Annotated in this window: 16 protein-coding genes; 6 read left to right on the top strand and 10 right to left on the bottom strand. The window is 42.3% G+C overall.

All coding sequences use genetic code 11. The features are described 5' to 3' along the window. Positions 1–340: 340 nt before the first annotated feature. Complete coding sequence (locus F7D47_RS04125; protein WP_153086658.1) at positions 341–1,927, bottom strand: ATP-binding protein; 1,587 nt, start codon at positions 1,925–1,927, stop codon at positions 341–343. 236 nt (positions 1,928–2,163) lie between these two features. Between F7D47_RS04125 and F7D47_RS04130 the strand changes: the two genes are divergently transcribed. From F7D47_RS04130 to F7D47_RS04150, 5 genes are all read left to right on the top strand, one after another. Further along, positions 2,164–3,375 (top strand): dicarboxylate/amino acid:cation symporter, encoded by a 1,212-nt coding sequence (locus tag F7D47_RS04130; protein WP_228113322.1) that lies wholly within the window; start codon positions 2,164–2,166, stop codon positions 3,373–3,375. Positions 3,376–3,540: 165 nt separating this feature from the next. Next, complete coding sequence (locus F7D47_RS04135) at positions 3,541–5,682, top strand: cation:proton antiporter (protein WP_153086660.1); 2,142 nt, start codon at positions 3,541–3,543, stop codon at positions 5,680–5,682. A gap of 704 nt (positions 5,683–6,386) precedes the next feature. Then, positions 6,387–6,608 carry a hypothetical protein gene (locus tag F7D47_RS04140; protein ID WP_153086661.1) on the top strand — a complete coding sequence of 74 codons (222 nt, stop codon included), beginning with the start codon at positions 6,387–6,389 and terminating at the stop codon, positions 6,606–6,608. A gap of 174 nt (positions 6,609–6,782) precedes the next feature. Continuing rightward, positions 6,783–7,529, top strand: a complete 747-nt coding sequence (locus F7D47_RS04145) for an ABC transporter ATP-binding protein (protein WP_153086662.1) — start codon at positions 6,783–6,785, stop codon at positions 7,527–7,529. Positions 7,530–7,675: 146 nt separating this feature from the next. Next, positions 7,676–8,518, top strand: coding sequence for a CvfB family protein (locus F7D47_RS04150; protein ID WP_153086663.1), 843 nt, complete (start codon positions 7,676–7,678; stop codon positions 8,516–8,518). Positions 8,519–8,772: 254 nt separating this feature from the next. On the opposite strand, the gene F7D47_RS04155 is transcribed toward F7D47_RS04150, so the two are convergent. Continuing rightward, positions 8,773–11,343, bottom strand: a complete 2,571-nt coding sequence (locus tag F7D47_RS04155) for a GmrSD restriction endonuclease domain-containing protein (RefSeq protein WP_153086664.1) — start codon at positions 11,341–11,343, stop codon at positions 8,773–8,775. Positions 11,344–11,348: 5 nt separating this feature from the next. Continuing rightward, positions 11,349–13,322 carry a DUF262 domain-containing protein gene (locus tag F7D47_RS04160; RefSeq protein ID WP_153086665.1) on the bottom strand — a complete coding sequence of 658 codons (1,974 nt, stop codon included), beginning with the start codon at positions 13,320–13,322 and terminating at the stop codon, positions 11,349–11,351. A 736-nt stretch (positions 13,323–14,058) separates the two neighbouring features. Here F7D47_RS04160 and F7D47_RS04165 point away from each other — a divergent pair. After that, on the top strand, positions 14,059–14,766 hold the full coding sequence (locus F7D47_RS04165; protein WP_228112438.1) for a glycerophosphodiester phosphodiesterase family protein: 708 nt from the start codon (positions 14,059–14,061) through the stop codon (positions 14,764–14,766). Between the two features lie 92 nt (positions 14,767–14,858). Here the strand turns inward: F7D47_RS04165 and F7D47_RS04170 are convergent, their stop codons facing one another. The 7 genes from F7D47_RS04170 to F7D47_RS04200 form a co-directional block, all read right to left on the bottom strand. Further along, positions 14,859–16,199: an ATP-binding protein gene (locus tag F7D47_RS04170; protein WP_153086667.1), complete on the bottom strand. Its 1,341-nt coding sequence runs from the start codon at positions 16,197–16,199 to the stop codon at positions 14,859–14,861. 296 nt (positions 16,200–16,495) lie between these two features. After that, positions 16,496–16,717 carry a dephospho-CoA kinase gene (locus F7D47_RS04175; RefSeq protein ID WP_153086668.1) on the bottom strand — a complete coding sequence of 74 codons (222 nt, stop codon included), beginning with the start codon at positions 16,715–16,717 and terminating at the stop codon, positions 16,496–16,498. A 260-nt stretch (positions 16,718–16,977) separates the two neighbouring features. Next, the gene (locus F7D47_RS04180) at positions 16,978–17,523 is read right to left on the bottom strand and encodes a 2-oxoacid:acceptor oxidoreductase family protein (protein WP_006848319.1); all 546 of its coding nucleotides are present in this window, start codon (positions 17,521–17,523) and stop codon (positions 16,978–16,980) included. A 54-nt stretch (positions 17,524–17,577) separates the two neighbouring features. Further along, the gene (locus tag F7D47_RS04185; RefSeq protein ID WP_022120394.1) at positions 17,578–18,342 is read right to left on the bottom strand and encodes a thiamine pyrophosphate-dependent enzyme; all 765 of its coding nucleotides are present in this window, start codon (positions 18,340–18,342) and stop codon (positions 17,578–17,580) included. A 65-nt stretch (positions 18,343–18,407) separates the two neighbouring features. Next, a complete protein-coding gene (locus F7D47_RS04190) occupies positions 18,408–19,496 on the bottom strand; it encodes a 3-methyl-2-oxobutanoate dehydrogenase subunit VorB (RefSeq protein ID WP_153086669.1) in 1,089 nt (362 codons plus the stop codon). Positions 19,497–19,499: 3 nt separating this feature from the next. After that, the gene (locus F7D47_RS04195; RefSeq protein ID WP_006848322.1) at positions 19,500–19,730 is read right to left on the bottom strand and encodes a 4Fe-4S binding protein; all 231 of its coding nucleotides are present in this window, start codon (positions 19,728–19,730) and stop codon (positions 19,500–19,502) included. Positions 19,731–19,799: 69 nt separating this feature from the next. Then, positions 19,800–19,979: a tetratricopeptide repeat protein gene (locus F7D47_RS04200; protein WP_006848323.1), complete on the bottom strand. Its 180-nt coding sequence runs from the start codon at positions 19,977–19,979 to the stop codon at positions 19,800–19,802. Between the last annotated feature and the right edge of the window lie 233 nt (positions 19,980–20,212).

Raw genomic sequence — 20,212 nt, forward strand, 5'->3', positions numbered from 1 at the left:
TGTTTTCTGCTCTATATTAAGAATAAGACCTATAGTTGTACGACTATAAAGTTACAGTTGTACGACTATACATGCTATGGTTGTACAACTGTAGAGTTATGGTTGTACAACTATAGGGGTTATAGTCGTACAACTATAGATTTTCCTCAACGGCATCATCTTGTCAATAAATCACAAATACCTGATTATCAATAAGTTTCTATTATTCTTCATATTTGCGATATTCTCAAAGAAACAATAAGCATCTGAAAATACGAGAATCTCAGGCAAGCTAATGTAAAGAAAACTTATTCTTTATAACGCCGCATCACTACATCTTCGGGATATTCTTACTGATTACTTACTTCATTTTCCACCCATCAATGGTTCCCGTCTTCGATGAGAAGTTGCAGCCTATCTGATAAATCTTTCTGCCATCTGCTGCATATTCCCTGGCATAGCCCATATCCTCTATCTGCTTCAGAGCTTCCTCTGCCGAACCATCACGCTTGAACTCGAAGATGTAGATATAGTTCGGAGTCTCTACCACACAATCTACCCTACCTTCGCTTTGCTGCTTTTCGATGAAGACCGTGAAGCAGCTGATCATTCTCAATACGAGATAAAAGGTGTATTGGAAGTAATGTTCCTTCTCGCGTTCATCGTCCTTACGACGCTGGCTATAAGGAATGCTGGCAAAGAAGGATGTCATCAGATTCTCCAACTGATGGCAATCGCCCACGTCCATAGCACTCACCACTTGTAAAACAAAAGCATCTGTCGATTCTTTTGGCTGCAAATAGCTAGTAGCCACCAAAGTAAGGAATCCATTTTTCACCTCATCATTCGGAAAATCCAAAAGATAGGAATCCATATTCATGTTCCAATCCTTTATCGTAAGATAGCCACTCTGATAAATCATAGGCAATGGCGCTTCTACATCTGCTCGATAATCCACGAAACTACTTGTTGGATAATACTTGCCTGTCAATTCATTCAAATTCTCCTTAAAATGGGAAAGCAAGCGAACCAAATAAGTTGGTGTACCAGTACGAAACCAAAAGTCACTTAGTCTCTTCTTGCTCAAAGAATTCAAGATACTAAACGGATTATAGATATCGAGCATGTCTGAGCTAAAATGATAACCGTCGAACTTACGTTTCAACTTGTATTTCATCCCCTCCTCTGTAGTCTTATATCTCACAGCCATCACTTTAATCTGTTCCTCGAATGTGGAATACAGCTCTTCTTCCGTAATACCGCAAAGTGCCTCGTAATGCTCATCCATACTGATGTCATCAGGTTGGTTAAAACCACTGAACACACTCACCTGAGAGAACTTGGTAACGCCAGTCAACAAGACGAACTGCAAATCGGCATCGGCTGCCTTGAAAACTGAATAAAAACCTTTCAAAACTTCTCTATTCCATTCCTCCAACTTTCTCTTCTGACCATTGATTGTAATATTCAAATCTTGGTCCAAGACATCTAGCAAAGGCTTGTCGTATTCATCAATCAAGACAACAGCACGAAGACCAGTTTTCTCATGGGCAGCTTTGAGGACAGATACAAATCGGCTTCCCAATCCTTCAGCAAACTCATCCCTCCCATATATTTTTTCCTGTCGTTCAACAAAACCTAACAGGGTTTTATCCAACATTCCTGCATCAGTAAAATTAATGCCATTGAAGTCTAAATGGAACACAGGATATTGCTTCCATTCCTTCTCCAGCTTGTCGATGGCAAGCCCCTTGAACAACTCCTTTTTTCCCTCAAAATAGTATTTCAAGGTAGATACGAGCAACGACTTTCCGAATCGTCTAGGACGACACAGAAAGTATATTTTACCATTAGTCACTAAGTCATAGACCAATGCCGTCTTATCAAGATAAACATAATCACCTTCTATGATTTGTTCGAAGTCTTGTATTCCTATAGGATATTTCATATTGCTGCCTTTTTAATTTCTTTCGGCAAAGTTACAAAAAATAATGATACAAGCAAAAGAATATTCCGAAAAAAATAACGAGATTGCAAAATACCATATTTGTGGGATTGTTGACAAGGAAAAAAAATAATACCTTTGCCTTTTGAAAATAATAGTTTAAAATCATGGTAGAAACAATGAATAATATTGGAAATAGACAGCCGGATAGCAATGCTGGCTGCAGTAAGCAAAAAGGAGTGAAGAATAAGCAAACCCGGCAGCTGATACTATGGATTGGCGCTTTGATAGTAGGCGCAGTCTTGGGGATATTCGGCATCAGCTGGCTGGATGGTCTGATGAACTTCATAGCCACGGTCTATACCCGCTTATTCCAGCTTCTAGCAGTACCAACCATAGCCTTGGCAGTTATCACAACCCTGGCATCCTTGGGCAACCAGGCAGATACCGGTAAGATATTCCGCCACGCCATCACCTACACCCTGCTCACGACGATAGCAGCTGCAGCAGTGGGACTGGTGCTCTACAACATCGTTTCTCCAGGCAATTTACCTACAGCCTTGGTACAGAGCGGTATGGCGGATGTTCCCCAAAAGCTGGGAGAAACCAGCTATTATGACCATATTCTTGGAGTAATACCCAACAATATCATCAAGCCGTTTGCCGAAGGAAATGTACTCTCTATCCTGATTTTGGCGGCAGCAGCAGGTATTGCTTTAGCCAAGATGCCATCAAGCGATAAGAAAGAAGTCGTGATGAAGGGATTGTTTGGATTACAGGATCTGCTTTTCATGCTGATTCATGGATTAATCTGGGCTCTGCCTCTGGGTATCGTTGCCTTTGCAGCACAACTCTCAGCCCAGTTCTCTGCGGGTATCGTGATGGCTTCTCTAGGAAAGTACGTAGCTGTTATCCTGGGAGGTAATGTCATTCAATTCTTCATCATCCTTCCGCTCTTCCTCTTGGCAAGAGGCTTGAATCCTGTGCGCACTTTGGGTAAGATGATGCCGGCAGTATTAATGGCTCTGTTTACAAAGAGTTCTGCTGCTACGTTGCCGGTGACGATGCAGACAGCAGAAGACAGACTGGGAGTTTCCAATCAGGTTTCCCGCTTCGTATTGCCTATCTGTACTACCATCAACATGAATGGTTGCGCTGCGTTTATCCTCGTAACCTCCTTATTCCTGATGCAGAATGGAGGAATGCCTTTACCTTGGACTACGATGATTCTCTGGCTCTTCATTTCAGTTATCTCAGCAGTGGGTAATGCAGGAGTACCGATGGGATGTTATTTTCTTACCCTATCTCTAATGTCCGGTATCAATGCTCCTATCGGCATCATGGGCATCATCCTGCCAATCTATACCATCATCGACATGATTGAAACGGCAGAAAACGTATGGTCTGATTCCTGTGTCTGTGCCATGGTGGATAGGGATTTGAAAAGATAGAAACAATAGTGAGCATGCAAAAATATCACCATGATTGTAGGATAAGGGCAGAAAAACTTTGTGCTTTCAAGATTTATTCGTACTTTTGCAGTCAAAAACAGAAAGGGAGGGATGAATGCTGATGCAGAAATCCCTCTTTAAGTATAACAAAAAAGAAGAAAGCCTATGTTCCATATCGCTCAATACTTCCCTATCACTGACCCTACGTTGATATTCTTCGTAGTGCTCCTCATCATCCTCTTTGCCCCTATCATCATGGGTAAACTCCGTATCCCGCACATCATCGGTATGGTGCTGGCAGGTGTGCTCATAGGCAAATACGGACTGAATATCCTGGAGCGCGACTCTTCGTTTGAGCTCTTCGGAAAGGTGGGACTTTATTACATCATGTTCCTCGCCGCCCTGGAGATGGATATGGAAGGCATGAAAAAGAACAAGTCGCGACTGCTTATCTATGGTCTGCTCACCTGTTTTATACCGTTCTTCCTCACATACGGCATGAGTATCTGGCTGCTCCACTACTCTGCCAAGGCATCCTTCCTGCTGAGTTGCATCATGGCATCCAATACGCTGATTGCCTATCCTATCGTTTCGAGATATGGACTGCAACAGAAACCGAGCGTTACGCTGAGTGTGGGGTCGAGCATGATTTCGCTGCTCATAGCCCTGATTATGCTTGCCGGACTGGTAGCATCGTTCAGCAAGCATGACGGCGTACTGTTCTGGGTATTCTTCACCCTCAAGTTTGCCGCCTATTGTGGCGTGATGATCATGCTGATTCCCCGACTTACAAGATGGTTCTTGCGAAGATACAGCGATGCGGTGATGCAGTTTATCTTCGTACTTTCAATGCTCTTTATGAGTGCGGCACTTTCGCAGATAGTGGGCATCGAGGGCGTTTTCGGTGCTTTCTTCGCCGGTCTGATATTAAACAGATATATTCCGCATGTTTCGCCACTGATGAACCGCCTCGAGTTTATCGGCAATGCCCTCTTCATTCCTTATTTCCTGATAGGTGTGGGCATGCTGATCAATATCAATCTGCTGTTTCAGGGCAGTCATATTCTATGGGTCGTGTTCTGCATCGCCTTCTTCGGAACCCTGGGCAAAGCCATCGCAGCCTATATCGCCTGTCTGGGTTTCCGATTGCCACTTTCTTCGGGTCACATGATGTTCGGACTCACTTCGGCTCATGCTGCCGGAAGTATCGCCATGGTGATGGTAGGTATGCATCTGCTCGTAGCACCGGGCACTTACCTCGTAAACGATGATATGCTCAATGGTGTGGTTATGATGATTCTGATTACCTGCATCATCTCATCCATCCTTACCGACCGGTCTTCGCATAAGATTATCCTGAGAGACAAGGAACTGCCTGATGCGGAAGACGACAAGAAGGTGAGCGATGAGAAGATTCTGGTTCCGGTGAAATATCCTGAATATGCCGACAACCTGATGAGTCTGGCGTTTCTGGTGAGAAACCAGAAACTGAACAGGGGACTCATCTGCCTGAATGTGGTATATGAAGACAAGGACATGCGATACAACCAGGAACAGGGAAGACGGCTTCTGGAACATTGCAGTCAGCTGGCTGCTGCCACCGATGTGATGACGCAGACCCAGGTTCGTATTGCAGCCAACATCGCCAACGGCATCAAGCATGCTTTCAACGAGTTCCAATGTTCTGAGATTATCATCGGAATGCACATGCATCCTGAGGTTTCGCCGAAGTTCTGGGGAGAATTTCACCAGAGTCTTTTCAACGGATTGAGCCGACAGATCATCATGGCACGCATCAGACAGCCGTTGAATACATTGAGAAGAATACAGGTAGCCGTACCTTCGAGAGCAGAGTTTGAGCCGGGTTTCTACCGCTGGCTGGAACGCCTTGCCCGACTTGCCGGCAACCTAGACTGCCGCATCCAGTTTCATGGCAGAGAAGAGAGTCTGGCGCTCATCAATGAATATATCAAGAACCGGCATCCGGAAGTGCGTGCCGATTATACCCAGATGATTCACTGGAACGAGTTGCCGCAGCTGGCTTCGCAGATATCTCCAGACCACCTGTTCGTGGTAGTAACCGCCCGTAAGGGAACCGTATCTTACAAGACAGCACTGGAGCGTTTGCCGGAGGAAATAACGAAATACTTCTCAGGTACCAACCTGATGATTATCTTCCCCGACCAGCATGGTGATTCCTACGGCGACCAGCTTACCTTCGCTGAGCCTCAGCATCAGGAAGAGATCAGTGCTTACGAATCATTCCTGCAATGGTTTAAGAAGAAATGCAACTTTAAAAAAATGTAAAGGCAGCTTCATTTCTTAAAATATGTTTAAGAAAAGCGGAAAAACAGCCTTCACACCCTTCACCTGTAATAAATTGATTTACAGAATGTTAAATAAAAAGGTGAAGGGTGAAGGTTTGAAAACTCTATTTATATATGTACGCGTGGGTAAAGAAAAAAGTGGGTAATTCAAAAAAAGACCCTAGGGTCAAAAATCGAAAAAGCCCTAAAAAAGAATATAATATAAAGATTTAAAATATACCCTTCACCTCGTCACCCCAACACGGTTTCCATATCTTCTTTATCGGAGATATTTTCTTATCCTTCGGAGATATTTTGCTATCTATCGGAGATAATTTCTTATCTATCGGAGTTATCTTTTTATCCTTCGGAGATATTTTCAGAATGATTTCATGGTATTTTCTGTACTTTATTTCCCGAATCCACGCAAATCGCACAAATCGCATAGGTAGGAAACGGAAATGTTGTATCTTTGCAACGTCAATCAGAAGTAACAACGAAATGCAGGATTGCTGAAAAAAAACATAAAAATTTGGAAGTTAGAATTATTCAGCGTCATTTTGCAGATGAAATAAAACAAGAAACAATATGCAAACAAGCAAATACCTATTAGCAACAGAAAGAGATATGTGGCGCAAGGATACCAAGTACTGGCTGATGCAATTTGATAGAATGGATTTCATATCATCATGAAGCAACATCACGATGAAGAATATCCACATGGATTGCGACAATTTCTTCGATGTGGGCAAGAGCGAGAAATACCGTCTGGCAGATTTCACCTTCGAGAACATCAACTGTACCGATAAGAAGATGGCATTCGATGCCAGCCTCATCGAGAATACCGTGGCAAAGAAGATGAACATCACCCCTAGAGAAAAGAGCAACGGATTGAAGACCACCGGTGATGCCGATGGGTTGAAATAGCACATACATTTTATAGAAAGTAATACAGAATAGAGTACTGAAACGAGCTTTATTTGCAAGAATAAGGCGCGTTTTGTTTTTTTATATCCCTCCTTATTTCTTTTTATCTCTTAAAATTAGGCATTTCCAAATATTTTGCTTAATTTTGCCTGCAAAATAATTTTGAGTAAGAAAATGATAGATATAAAAGGTATAACCAAGAGCTTCGGCTCCCTGCAGGTGCTTAAGGGCATCGACCTGCATATAGACAAGGGCGAGGTAGTAAGTATCGTCGGTCCTAGTGGTGCCGGCAAGACTACACTCCTCCAGATTATCGGTACCCTCGACAAGCCTGATAGTGGCAGCATCATGGTTGATGGCATCGATGTAAGCAGCCTCAGCACCAAGAAACTGAGCGATTTCCGCAACCAGCATCTCGGTTTCGTCTTCCAGTTCCACCAACTTCTCCCTGAGTTCACCGCCCTGGAGAATATCATGATTCCTGCCTTCATTGCAGGCAAGAGCCGAAAAGAAGCCAAGGAGCGTGCCGAGGAGTTACTGGCGTTCATGGGCTTGAGCGATAGAGCCAGTCACAAGCCTGCCGAGTTATCCGGTGGTGAGAAACAGCGTGTAGCCGTGGCGAGAGCTTTGGTCAATAATCCTGCCGTCATCCTTGCCGATGAGCCATCAGGAAGTCTCGACACCAAGAACAAGGCTGAGCTTCACCAGCTCTTCTTCGACCTCAGAGACAAGTTCGGTCAGACTTTCGTCATCGTAACTCATGATGAGGGCCTTGCTTCCATCACCGACCGCACCATCCATCTCAAGGATGGAATGATTGAGAAAACGGTGGAAGCAGGAGCTGCTGATAGCCAGGAAGAAACTGCTGATAACAAAGAAGTTTCTGCAGAAGAACCAGACTCATCCATAGATCGCATCTAAACGCCCTGAACCAACGGTCACCGGCCGAAGGGAAAGGTAAAGGGCAGAAGCTCCTAGCCCAGGGCAACACCCTGGGTAATTACGGACGCAAAAAACTGTCGCCCTGTAAGGGCAAAAGCATTTTATATTCTCGAAAATAATATGATATGGCAAAAAAGATAAAACTCGGCGATTACAATCGCCTTCGCATCGTAAAGAATGTTGATTTCGGTCTGTATCTCGATGGTGGTGACGAGGGAGAAATCCTCCTTCCATCCCGCTACGTACCTGAAGACGCAGGCATCGGCGACGAGCTGGATGTCTTCATCTATCTCGACCAGGAAGAGCGCCTCATAGCAACCACCGAAACCCCATTGGCTAAGGTGGGCGACTTCGCCTATCTCGAAGTGAAATGGGTCAACGAATACGGAGCCTTTTTGGGCTGGGGGCTGATGAAGGACATCTTCTGCCCATTCCGCGAGCAGAAGAAACGTATGGTGCTCGGCAACTCCTACATCGTGCATATCCACATCGATGAGGAGAGCTACCGCATCGTTGCCTCTGCCAAGATTGAGCGTTATCTCAACGAAGACCATCCTCACTACAAGCATGGTGACGAGGTGGATCTCCTCATCTGGCAGAAGACCGACCTCGGCTTCAAGGTTATCATCGACAACCAGTATCCGGGTCTCCTCTACCAGGACCAGATTTTCCAGTACATCCATACGGGTGACAAGATGAAGGGCTACATCGGAAGAGTTCGTCCTGACGGAAAGATAGATGTCACCCTGCAGAAGACCGGCATCCAGCAGACTGCCGACTTCGCCGAGACCCTCTACCAGTATCTTCTGGACAACGACGGCGAGTGTAACCTTGGCGACAAGAGCGAGGCCGACGACATCTACGAGCGTTTCCATGTGAGCAAGAAGGTTTACAAGCGTGCCGTGGGCGATCTATACAAAAAGCGCCTCATCACCGTAAGCCCGATGAGCATCCGACTGGCGGAATAAAGCAGATTAGATGTATATATATAATAAGGTATATATATAAGGTATATAATCGAGTAGGAGAAAAACTACTTTGTTTTCCTCCTACTCGATTTAATACATTGGATATCACAAACCATGATTTCCTATGTTTAAGGTCGCAAATTGCAACCTTAAAGATTTAATATTTTAGACGAAAAAAGCCAAGAAGCTCCTGGCTTCTTGGCTGATGCTTATTTATGTTTTTTCTTGTATTCTTCTATTTCGCGAATTCATTGCTACTTATTGTTTGTTAATTTTTTAACCGCCGATTCTACTTTATCCCAAATCTCCTCTAAACGCTTCTTTATTGGACTATAGTCACTTATTGAAAAGTAATGAAAGCTAGCCATCAGGTTACCATCCATATCGGTATCGAAGTATAAGCAATTTCGCTCATCATCATATATGGTACCTTCAAGTAATAATTTCTCAAGTTCCTTACATTTCTTTTGACTTGGACATTGTATGAATATTCGAATTTCGTGGTAATTCTTGAACCAGCAATTCATAGAATAATCTTCCTTGTCTGATAGTGATGCAAACATAAACAAATCTTCACCTTTATAGTGTCCAGTTTCTTCGAAATCAGACAGATAGGTATGTTTAGTTTCATCTTCCCAATATTCCATGCTAAAATCATCTTTTAGTTTTTGGGCTATGGCATCTCTTTCAGAATCGATTAAATATCTATCATACCATACACGTGGTATAGCTACAGCAATGTGTCCTTTAAACCAACTTATGCAAACGGGTGCTTTTTGAGAAGTCATCCAGTCGTATAGTCTGATGTCTTGGCATAAGATGTTATGAGCAATGGCAAGTTGAAGATCCCAGTTCTCTAAACCATTCAGTGACACAATGTTGCTCTTGATGTACTCTTCTAAAAAGAATGTAATCTCCTCCTTGTTGTTGGCATTCTTAAATGCTGCTATAAGCATCTTTCTTATGATAGGCTCATTAATGAGGAATGTCTTTAAGAACTTTTTAGGTTCACTATCTTCTGTTACATAGCGGTTCTCTAGTTGACCATCCCATTCGTACAAATTGGAGTTGATAGCACGAAGTAGTACATGATTCTTTCGATAATATGGACTGATGCCTTCCTTATCAAACATTTCTTGAATACACTCACAGTTCTTGCAGAATACTTCTATTGGCATTCCTTCTTCATAGAAGAAACAGGTAGTGCCTTTTATGAATGGATTGACTTCTACACTTTGAAACACAGTTAGCCAATCTGGATTCTCTGCAATTCTCTTGGCCTTTTCTATTTCTTCCTGGAATGGACGTGGCCAAGAGCCAATCTCCTTGGAAGCAGCTACTGCCTCAAAGAAACTGTTATTACATTTTGCCCTGGATTTGAGATCATAGAATGTACTTGCTTTGTGCTGATTCGAAGCAACAGCTTTTGTAAAATTAGATAAATTACGTAGCGTGTTGGTTGCTGGTATCAAACTGTCAATATTGGTATTCTCTATGATGTTCCATACGATTCTCATCCATTTTTGGTAAATATCTGCTTCCCAATCCTCATAGCATAGTATAAATTCACAAATGGCTCCAAATACAACCAAGAGCGTTTGTGAAAACGTTGCTGTAGAATCCAGAAAGAAGTTTTCCTCTTTCTCTTTTCCCCAGGCCGGGGTGAGTGATTTGGCAATTTCTTCTTTATGCGAACAAAGTGTATCTAAGACTTTTTCTAAAGCCGTAAAATATTCTGGATGGTTGGTCAAGACTTTCTCATATTCATCAAATCCTAAATATACATTTTCATTTTTTTTGCTTTCTGAAAGTGTATAAAATGAGTAAATGGGAAGTTCTTTGCTTGTCATTTCTTTAGCTGCAACATCACTATCAATCATATATCGATAGGCAAAGAATCTACTGAAAAATCTCATATAGCTTTCATCAGAATTAGATTTGTTTTTATTCCAAAACAAGTCTATCCATTTGGCATCCAGTTTCAGAGAAATACTTTCTTCATGTGAGATTAATTCATTTTGAATGCCACCCTCTAAGTCAACCTTTTCTTCTGTCAATGTTTTACATTTTCTTAAAGCACCTGTAAATTCTGCTTTAAAATTATCAAAGACAGATAGAGGCAGACCACGAGCATTCATCTTCATATATAGTTCTTCTGAAAGATTGTACTGCATTAGGGGGAGTACATAGAATTGCAATCTCTCGGTCTTTTCCAAGAGATTATTATTTTCAGTCTTATTGTATTCCTCGTTCATAGCATCCAGCATGACAAGCATACCTGCAATGGTAGAATCTTTGTCAAAATTATGATAGTACCATCTTGCTCTACGTATGCAAACGCTTGGCTTTTCATCTTCTAAGCTGCATGAATATTGAGCTAAAGATTGGCAAAAAGCAGTAGTTGTAGCTCTAGTCTCATAGGTGAAACTTTTAAGTGCATGGACAATGCTTTCTGCTACTTCCGTATTTTGTCTTTTCTCTTTGTTAAGAAGAAACCAATGAAGAAGGAACAGAGTTGTAAAACGCTGCTGACCATCTAATAGCTCCAAGATATACTCTTTTTGATTTGTAATATCTTCAATATTCTTGATAGAACCATAGATAAAATGAAAGTCCATGATGGCATCATTTTCAGATGTCAAGTATTTAAAAATATCCTTCAAGAAGGAATTTCTTATCTTTGTTTCTGCTTCACCAAGTCTTCCTTGCGCATAGGGTCTCTGTATTCTTGGTATGATAACTTTCGAAATTACTATAGGATCCTCGTCTTTTGCGTATGAAATAGGTTTGCTGAAGATACTTCTGAATGTATATGTCTCACTCATTGTCTTTACTTTTTAATGTTTAGATAATCTTTGAGTTCATCGCAAATGTAGGCTTGATATTTATTCATGTCCTCTTCTCCCCATCGAGAGCGGTTTGTTCCGTTTTCGTCGAAGAGTTTCATGAAGACATAAGTAGTTGTAACTGGAACATAAATGCCAGCTTTCATTCTTTCAATGATTTTACGACGTTTCACTACAAATAAGCTATTACCATATGAACGGTTGGTTCCTGAGTCTAATAGAGTGAGGTTCCCAATATTATTCTTAACCTCCTCTGGTGCATCAGTCCACTCTTTTGCGATTTCTCGTATTTTCTCGATGGCCTTGTCAAGTTCTCCTTCTTCGTAAAGCTCATTTATGAAAGATCTTTCCTCTTCATTCATACTTAAGTCTTCAAGAGCTATGCTAATCCATTCCTTTTTGTTTGATATTTCTTTCAATCCATTAGTTGTGAATGAATCTATATGTTCTATATCCCAACCTTGTTTAGTAAGAACATCAAATGGAAATTTATAGATAGAACTTAACTCGCTTTGGCTCTCAAGTCCTTCTGCTTGCTTATTTAAATGATGGACATTTAAGAGCAAGAGCAAATTAAATATTCGGCTATCACCAAAGCTGAGGTCAATATGTCCCTGTTCCACAGTGATATTTTGTGTCTGATCACAAATTTTTTGTTTAAGCCAATCTTTAAATTCACCCCTGGACTCATTTTCATCCATGTGATTGAAATGATAATAACACTTCGGAAGCAAGTTGCCTTGGTACTGACTGAGCATACCTATAAGGTTATAGGTGATGACATCCTCATACCAATCTTCTATTGTATGGAAGATATTAAGTATTTCATCCCATTCCGTGGTTAATGCTTGAATCAATTCAACATTAGATTTTCCATCAAACTTGTCGTAGAAATAGTTGAACACAAAGTTATTCGTTGCGAGTTTTGTTTCACAGTCTCTTAACAGTGTATCAACTTTTCCATCAAGATTGTCATCGTCTTGATTTAAGACAGAAAGAGTTTCCATCTTATATCTTAGATTAAAGATGAAGTCAATGCGGTTAGGCATATCAATTCCTTTGGCGTTTAAAAAACACCAGAAAGCATCATTTTGGAGCGTATTTTCAATATTTTCCCATTCTAAGGCACGCTGCATTTGAATATGCTCTTGCGATTCCAAGTTCTGTGTTCTGAGAAAGAGAGCTTTTATTAATTCAGCATCTGTTAGATAAATCTTACCTGTATTGATTTCTCTAAACTCTTTAATGGCATCTTTGTCATCTGCAAGTTCATACCATAATACTTGGACTGATCCATACATTGAATATTTATCTTTTTCCGCATTTAATAATGAACGGAATATGTTCAGAATATCGCTCACTTTTGTGCTTAAGTTGTATCTTTGGCACAAACTTTTTGCACCTGTAAGTTCATACTCATCAATGCTTCTTATCCATTTGTCAATAGTTTCATAGGCTTGACTCATGTGGAAAAAATCAATATTATCATTGCATTCATCATCGTTGTTTCCAATATTTGCTAAGAAAACTGAAGACCCTTTTCTTGTGGCATAGGTAAGATGATAGAGTTCTATTTCATCCTCTTTTAAACTTTCAGCAGAAATATTGCACTTCGTAATTAAATACTTGTACAATATATAAAGAGTTGTAAGTCTTTGTTGACCATCTATGATCTCCCATGCTTCTGCATCTTTCTTAGCATCTTTTGGTAGGAATTTTTTCAGTACTTCTTTGTCTGTGATTTTTCTTGCTACTACCGGCTGCAGACAATAGTACTCACCTTCGTTGATACCTTGTATTCGCTTGTTAAAAGTGCTACTTGCATAACATAATAAGTCACTTAGTAGTTGAACCACCTGGATGCTGGTCCATCTATAGCCGCGCTGATATGAAGGGATATAAAAATAATACCCCTTCATAAGTTCTGTTACCGCTTTTCTGTCAATACTATTAACCATAGCTTTGCTATTTTATCTTTTTTAGAACATCCCCAAATTTGGCATAGTTGACCACTACACCATCATCTAAGTCAAAATTAATTTGTGCTTATCCACTTTACATGGTAAGGCTCTGCAAAGATAGTGAAATTTGTTTAGAATCAATACTGATTTACTCGTTTTTTCACTTTTTGGGGGATTTATATTGTAATCTGTGCGAAAATTCTGCATAGAAGTTGTTTCATCTTGTTAATTATGCCAATATCGTATAATTTTAACTGGTATTTGCTTGGCTATGGCCATATCTATAAGTTGCTTTGTCCTTGTACTCATTCCATCCCAAAAAGCAATAAGCACATTAGCTCTTTCTACCATTTTAATGTTTGATATACCAGCAGCACTTCGGCCGAATCTATCCCATTCAGCAAAGTTAGATTCAACTAGGATTTTTAATTCTGCTGGATAGTCTTTTTATCAATTCTGTTGTACCAATGGAAGTTCCTGAGAGTAAGATGACATGATGCGTCTTAAGTTTGTTCTCAAGGTAGAGGCAGCATTTTTCTTTCATCAAATCACAATTGAAGAAACTGCTGCTTCCTGCAATAATAGCTCTATATTTTTCCATACCATTTTTGTAAATATTCCCAGTAACAATTTGGAATGTGTATTCGGTTAGGGCGCCTTTGAAGAAAGCAATGTTTGCATAATAACTTCGGCATCTTTCTGCTTCGTCCTTAGCAGGATGAGCTGGTTTGTCATGTTTGCTGAGTCTGCATTTAGGGGTTGCAGTTCTCTGTTTGATATTATCATTTCTGACAGCGTTACCAGCATTGGAAATGAGGCATTTTTATTTTGCAATTCTTTGCATAGCCTTGTTCTTCCTGACACCGTGGTGGTAAACCAGGACGACGACATTCATGGCATCATCATCGAGAACGCCAAGTATGCCGACATCAAGAATCTGAAGCTTGCCAACGGTGAGCCTATCGCCACGCTGAAGAGTTATCTGGAGGCAGGCAAGAAGCTTGCTCCCATGCAGCTGATTCTGGAAATCAAGGCACATCAGACTCCTGAGCGTGAAGACAGATGCGTAAAGGCTTGCCTTGATTTAGTAAAGGCAACCGGCATGGAGAAGCAGGTGGATTACATCTCCTTCAGCATGCATGCCTGCGAGGAACTCGTGAAGCTGAACCCACAAGCCCGGGTTTACAATCTGGGCAGCGACGTGGCTCCCAAAGTCATCAAGCAGAAAGGCTTTGCCGGCATCGACTACTATGGTGGTGCCCTCCTCAAAAATCCGAACTGGATTAAAGAGAGTCACGACCTGGGCATGAAGGTGAATGTATGGACCATCGACCAGATGAAGGAGATTCAGAAATGCGTAGATTCCGGCGTTGACTTCATAACCACCAACAAGCTAGAAGAAGCTAAGAAGATTGCCGAAGGCAAGCTCAACTTCAAGTAAAGAATAAAAGGAAAAAATAGAATATGAATTGAGAATTCAGCAAATAGCCAAGATGCTTATTTGCTGAATTCTTTTGTTTTTGTATCTACCCTTTATTCTTCGACAACAGCATCCAATACGCTCCGCAAATTACCTATCAGATAAAACGGAAGATTGATCAACGTAAACTCCTTGCCATGAATGGTCTTGACCTTATCTATAGAATAAGGCTTTGACCAGATACGGATGGCTATGTTTACATCAGAACTATCCATAAACACCTGAAGTGAACGGAGATGGGCATTCGTTCCGCTCTTTACCTCTATCGGATAAAGCTTGGAGTTATGAGAAAAAATGAAATCAACCTCTGCACCGTTATTCGGCTTTGCCCAAAACGAGCGATGCTGTCCCACCCTATCTTCCAAAGCCAATAACTCCTGAGCCGTAATTTGTTCTGCAATATGCCCACGCCAACTGTCCACCATATCGGTAGAGCCAATGATTTCCTTTCTGATTCCCGCCTGATAGTTCACCAATCCCGTATCAAACCAGATGAGTTTTGGCATTCGCTTGGTCTCAGGGATAATCGGCAACTGGGTAGAAGATACAGGGTAAATCAACTCCAAGAGCATAGCCTTCTCCAGCAATCTAAAAGCCTCGCCCACCTCTCTTGACTTATAGCCAGAATTGGCAAAGTTGCCTAACGTAATGGTCTCACCCGAAAAAGCCCAACCATAGGAGAGGATGAATCTCACCACGTCAGTCAACTTATTGCCTCTGACGTATTTCTCAGAATCATCCTTATAGGCTTGCACCAGAGTTTCATAAACATCTTCGATACCAATGACATCTTGGGTTTCAGCATACTGCTGCACTGCTTCAGGCATCCCTCCCACAATGGTATATTGATTGAAAAGATGCATCAACTGTTCATGGAAGGCAACCGTATACTCAGCCTTCTGCGAGAGTACGGCAAGCAGATTATTCTTGCCGATAGCCCCCAGGAACTCCGAAAACGAACAAGGTCGCAAAGCCAGATACTGTACTCTTCCCACAGGGAAACTGACTTTAACATCCACCAGATTCTCCAACAGACTGCCAGCAGCAATAACATACAAATCTGGTCTCTGTTCATAGAAATACCTGAGTAGTGCTATGGTTTTAGGAGAATTCTGTATCTCGTCGATAAAAAGAAGTGTAGTTCCTTCTTTCTTAACCTTACCGACACTGGCATACAGCATATTCACCAGGTCGTCTAAAGGAATCTCCATTTCAAACAACTTGGCATTCTCATTTCTTTCCAGATTGAAATATAGATAATTATCAAACTGAGAGCCAAACTCATTGACCACAGTTGTCTTGCCAACCTGTCGAGCTCCTCTCAGGATAAGAGGCTTATGCTTTTTGTCTTGCTTCCAAGCCTCCAATTTACTGATGATATTTCGTCTAAACATACGCATTTGTTTCAAATCAGGGGCAAAGATACTACTTTTTTGTCGCAAATCAGCGGCAACAGCGTTAAAGTTTGTTGTAAATCAGGGGCAACTAGGCATATCATTTAAAAAGGTGGCGCATCAAAGATGCGTCACCTTTATTTTCTTATACGGTTTACCGCCCAAACCAAGGGCAGCCATCGTATGATCCTTGATAATCAATTTACCAGCAAGAAAATCTTGCCATACTTGATGGTATTCGCTTTGCCTTGAAATTGCAAGAACAAGGCAATTGGTATCCAAAACAATATTCATAACTATCGACGATAAGGAGTTCTTTCGTGCAATGTCTCAAAGCTCTTCAGCTTTTCTGCTGTCATTTCCCCACGCTCCCACATTGCATCCAATTCCTCCTGTGCCTTCTTTGCAAAGAAATCAGAGATAACCTGCTTCAATTCAGCCAATGCTTCCGGGCTTTTCACCCATTGCATCATATCTAAAAGTTCAAGCTGTGCTTGATTAAAAACAGTTGCTACCATATCAAAATCCTTTCTTTTAAATTAACGCCACAAAATTAGCGAAAAGAATTGGAAATGCCAAGGAAAAGAACAACTTTCTTTAGTTTAAGATACGAAAAACATTCAACAACAGATTTTGAATGTAGCAAACTACATGATGCAAATTAAATATATAATCTGCAAGATGCATCATTTTTTCCTTTTCAACCCAGCCTAATAAAACAAGGGAGCGAACTGCATCGCAACGCAGCCCGCTCCCTTATCTATACTGATGATTGAATTTAATCTACCTTTTCGATAATCTTCATTCCCTCTTCCACTGCCTGCATGTTCAGCGGAATCAAACCATGATGGCGCTCTGGCAATGACTTGTAAAGCGCCTTGTTCAAACCATCGGTGCTCACAACAGGACAAACCTTCAGCAGACCGCCCAAAACAATCATATTGAACACCTTGGAGTTTTTCATCTCGGCAGCCTTGTCCATCGCATCAATGCGATAAATGGTGATGTCCTTGCGCTGTGGAGGATTCATCACACCATAGCCATCATAAATCAGGATGCCGCCTGGCTTAATCTTCGGCTCAAACTTGTCGAGCGACGGCTGGTTAAGCACGATGGCTACATCATAATGGCTCAGGATAGGCGAAGAGATGCGACTGTCGCTCACAATGACCGTTACATTGGCTGTACCGCCACGCTGCTCTGGTCCGTAAGCAGGCATCCAGGTTACCTCCTTATCCTCCATCAGTCCTGAATAAGCCAGAATCTTTCCCATAGAGAGAACACCCTGACCGCCAAAACCGGATATAATGATTTCTGTCTTCATTGTTCTAATCTTTTGCAAATGTCAAATTCAACATTCAACATTCAACATTCAACATTACATGTTTGTTGTATCCTTCAGGTCGCCCTTAGGATACTGCTTAAACATGTTCTCTTCCATCCACTTGTTAGCCTCAACAGGTGAAAGTTTCCAGCCGCTGTTGCAGGTAGAAACAATCTCTACCAGGCTGGACCCCTTGCCTTGCATGCTTGCCTCGAATGCCTTGCGGATAGCCTTCTTCGCCTTCTTGATGCTTGCCACGGTCTCCACACTTTGGCGGGTTACATAACAGGTACCCTGCAGATGGCTTGCCAACTCGGTAATATTTAGTGGATAACCATGAAGATCAGCATCTCTACCATAAGGACAGGTAGCAGTCTTCTGACCCAACAGGGTGGTTGGCGCCATCTGTCCGCCGGTCATACCATAGATGGCATTATTGATGAAGATGATGGCGATATGCTCACCACGGTTCAGGGCGTGGATAGTTTCGCAGGTACCGATGCAAGCCAAATCGCCATCGCCCTGATAAGTGAAGACGAGACGATCAGGCCACAAGCGCTTGATACCCGTAGCTACAGCAGGTGCACGACCATGAGCAGCCTCCTGCCAGTCAATATCCAAATAGCGATAAGCAAAGACAGCGCAGCCCACCGGACATACGCCTACCGTCTTATCCTCCATGCCCATCTCCTCTATAACCTCGGCAACGAGCTTATGAACTACGCCATGCGAACACCCCGGGCAATAGTGCATCGGGGTATCGTTCATCAGCGTAGGCTTCTTATATACCAGATTCTCTGGTGAAATGATATCATTCATTTTATTTAATTTATAGTTAATAGTTTACAGTTTATAGGGCGTAGCCTCCTATTAACAATAAACTATTAATTGTTAACTATTAACTGTTTTAATGCTTCAACGATTTCCTCCGGCTCTGGAACGATACCGCCCAGACGACCAAAGTGCTCCACAGGAGTCTGACCATTCACAGCCAGTCGCACATCCTGAACCATCTGACCGGCATTGATTTCTACAACCAGAATGCCCTTCTTGGTCTTGGCGAGTTCATGAATCTCCTTTTCAGGGAAAGGCCAGAGGGTGATAGGACGGAACAATCCTACCTTGATGCCCTGCTCACGCGCACTCTCGATGCTCTTCTCGGCAATACGTGCCGCACTTCCGAAGGCTACGATTACATAGTCGGCATCATCCATCTGCTCGGTTTCATAACGGACCTCGGTTTCACGAATCTTTCTGTATTTCTCCTGAAGAGCAATATTGCGCTCCTCCATCACCTCAGGCTTGAGTTCCAGAGAGGTCATGATGTTGACAGGACGATTCTTCGGACGGCCGATGGTAGCCCAAGGACATTCCTTCGCAATCTCCTCCTCGGTACGACGAGGCTTGACAGGAGGCAGAACCACCTTCTCCATCATCTGACCTATGACACCATCGCTCAGAATCATCGCAGGATTGCGATACTTAAAGGCAAGCGTAAAGGCGAGATCAACGAAATCTGCCATCTCCTGAACAGAAGCAGGAGCCAGCACAATCACATTATAGTCGCCATTACCACCACCGCGGGTAGCCTGGAAATAATCACTCTGGGATGGCTGGATAGTACCCAGACCTGGACCGCCACGTTGTACGTTGACGATAACGCCCGGAATCTCAGCACCAGCCATGTAAGAGATACCCTCTTGCATCAAAGCCACACCCGGACTTGAAGAAGTGGTAATGACACGCTTACCGGCACCGGCGCCACCATAAACCATGTTGATAGCCGCCACCTCACTCTCAGCCTGCAGAACCACCATACCTGATGTTTCCCATGGCTTGAGCAGAGCCAGCGTCTCTATAATCTCACTTTGAGGTGTGATAGGATAGCCGAAGAAACCATCCGCACCACATCTGATACAGGCATGGGCTATCGCCTCATTGCCTTTCATTAATGTAACTTCCTGATTTGCCATTATTTAGTCCTCCTTCTTACGATAAACAGTGATACAGCCGTCCGGACACACGATGGCGCACGAAGTGCAACCAACACACGCATCAGGTACAGCTGCCTCTACATAACGGTAACCATGCACATTGACTTTTTTCTCTGCCAATGCAATGACATGCTGAGGACAAGCCTCCACACAGAGCGAGCATCCCTTGCAACGCCCGGTGTCGACTACAATAGCCCCTTTAATCTTACTCATATTCTAATTTCTTACTAATTATCTTTACCATTGGAGTAAACAAAGCTCCTGCTGTCCACATGTCGGTTGTTATGGATTGTAGTAGTCTTTGCAATAAAAGCTCATGATATCATCCAGCATCTCCTTGGCTGCTACGGCAGGGCTCTCCGGATCGAGGGCAATGGCCTCCATATAGCAGTCGAGGGCACGCTTAAAGTCACCCTGCTTGCGCCAGGCGTTACCTTGCTGATAATATTCTTCTGCTGTCATTTACTCTTTTCTTTTTAAGTTTTGCTCTGCGAAATTACTAATTTTCGGCTAAGAAAAAGAATATAAGCCTAAGATTTAAACTATATTAATGTAGTTTTTCACAAAAATGCGCACACTAGAATTCAGTGTGCAATTTTTATGAAAGATGTGCATTATTTCTACTAATATATCCTATAAAAAATCGAGTAGGAGGAAAACGAAGTAGTTTTCCTCCTACTTTCGTTTTCCGACCT

The organism is Segatella copri (genome assembly GCF_009494835.1).
Taxonomy (GTDB): Bacteria; Bacteroidota; Bacteroidia; order Bacteroidales; family Bacteroidaceae; genus Prevotella; species Prevotella copri_F.

What these genes read in the sequence shown, in the direction of transcription:
- F7D47_RS04125 (WP_153086658.1), bottom strand. Translation starts at nt 1,927, where the DNA reads ATGAAATATCCTATAGGAATACAAGACTTCGAACAAATCATAGAAGGT.
- F7D47_RS04135 (WP_153086660.1), top strand. Translation starts at nt 3,541, where the DNA reads ATGTTCCATATCGCTCAATACTTCCCTATCACTGACCCTACGTTGATA.
- F7D47_RS04140 (WP_153086661.1), top strand. Translation starts at nt 6,387, where the DNA reads ATGAAGAATATCCACATGGATTGCGACAATTTCTTCGATGTGGGCAAG.
- F7D47_RS04145 (WP_153086662.1), top strand. Translation starts at nt 6,783, where the DNA reads ATGATAGATATAAAAGGTATAACCAAGAGCTTCGGCTCCCTGCAGGTG.
- F7D47_RS04150 (WP_153086663.1), top strand. Translation starts at nt 7,676, where the DNA reads ATGGCAAAAAAGATAAAACTCGGCGATTACAATCGCCTTCGCATCGTA.
- F7D47_RS04155 (WP_153086664.1), bottom strand. Translation starts at nt 11,343, where the DNA reads ATGAGTGAGACATATACATTCAGAAGTATCTTCAGCAAACCTATTTCA.
- F7D47_RS04160 (WP_153086665.1), bottom strand. Translation starts at nt 13,322, where the DNA reads ATGGTTAATAGTATTGACAGAAAAGCGGTAACAGAACTTATGAAGGGG.
- F7D47_RS04165 (WP_228112438.1), top strand. Translation starts at nt 14,059, where the DNA reads ATGTTTGCTGAGTCTGCATTTAGGGGTTGCAGTTCTCTGTTTGATATT.
- F7D47_RS04170 (WP_153086667.1), bottom strand. Translation starts at nt 16,199, where the DNA reads ATGTTTAGACGAAATATCATCAGTAAATTGGAGGCTTGGAAGCAAGAC.
- F7D47_RS04175 (WP_153086668.1), bottom strand. Translation starts at nt 16,717, where the DNA reads ATGGTAGCAACTGTTTTTAATCAAGCACAGCTTGAACTTTTAGATATG.
- F7D47_RS04180 (WP_006848319.1), bottom strand. Translation starts at nt 17,523, where the DNA reads ATGAAGACAGAAATCATTATATCCGGTTTTGGCGGTCAGGGTGTTCTC.
- F7D47_RS04185 (WP_022120394.1), bottom strand. Translation starts at nt 18,342, where the DNA reads ATGAATGATATCATTTCACCAGAGAATCTGGTATATAAGAAGCCTACG.
- F7D47_RS04190 (WP_153086669.1), bottom strand. Translation starts at nt 19,496, where the DNA reads ATGGCAAATCAGGAAGTTACATTAATGAAAGGCAATGAGGCGATAGCC.
- F7D47_RS04195 (WP_006848322.1), bottom strand. Translation starts at nt 19,730, where the DNA reads ATGAGTAAGATTAAAGGGGCTATTGTAGTCGACACCGGGCGTTGCAAG.
- F7D47_RS04200 (WP_006848323.1), bottom strand. Translation starts at nt 19,979, where the DNA reads ATGACAGCAGAAGAATATTATCAGCAAGGTAACGCCTGGCGCAAGCAG.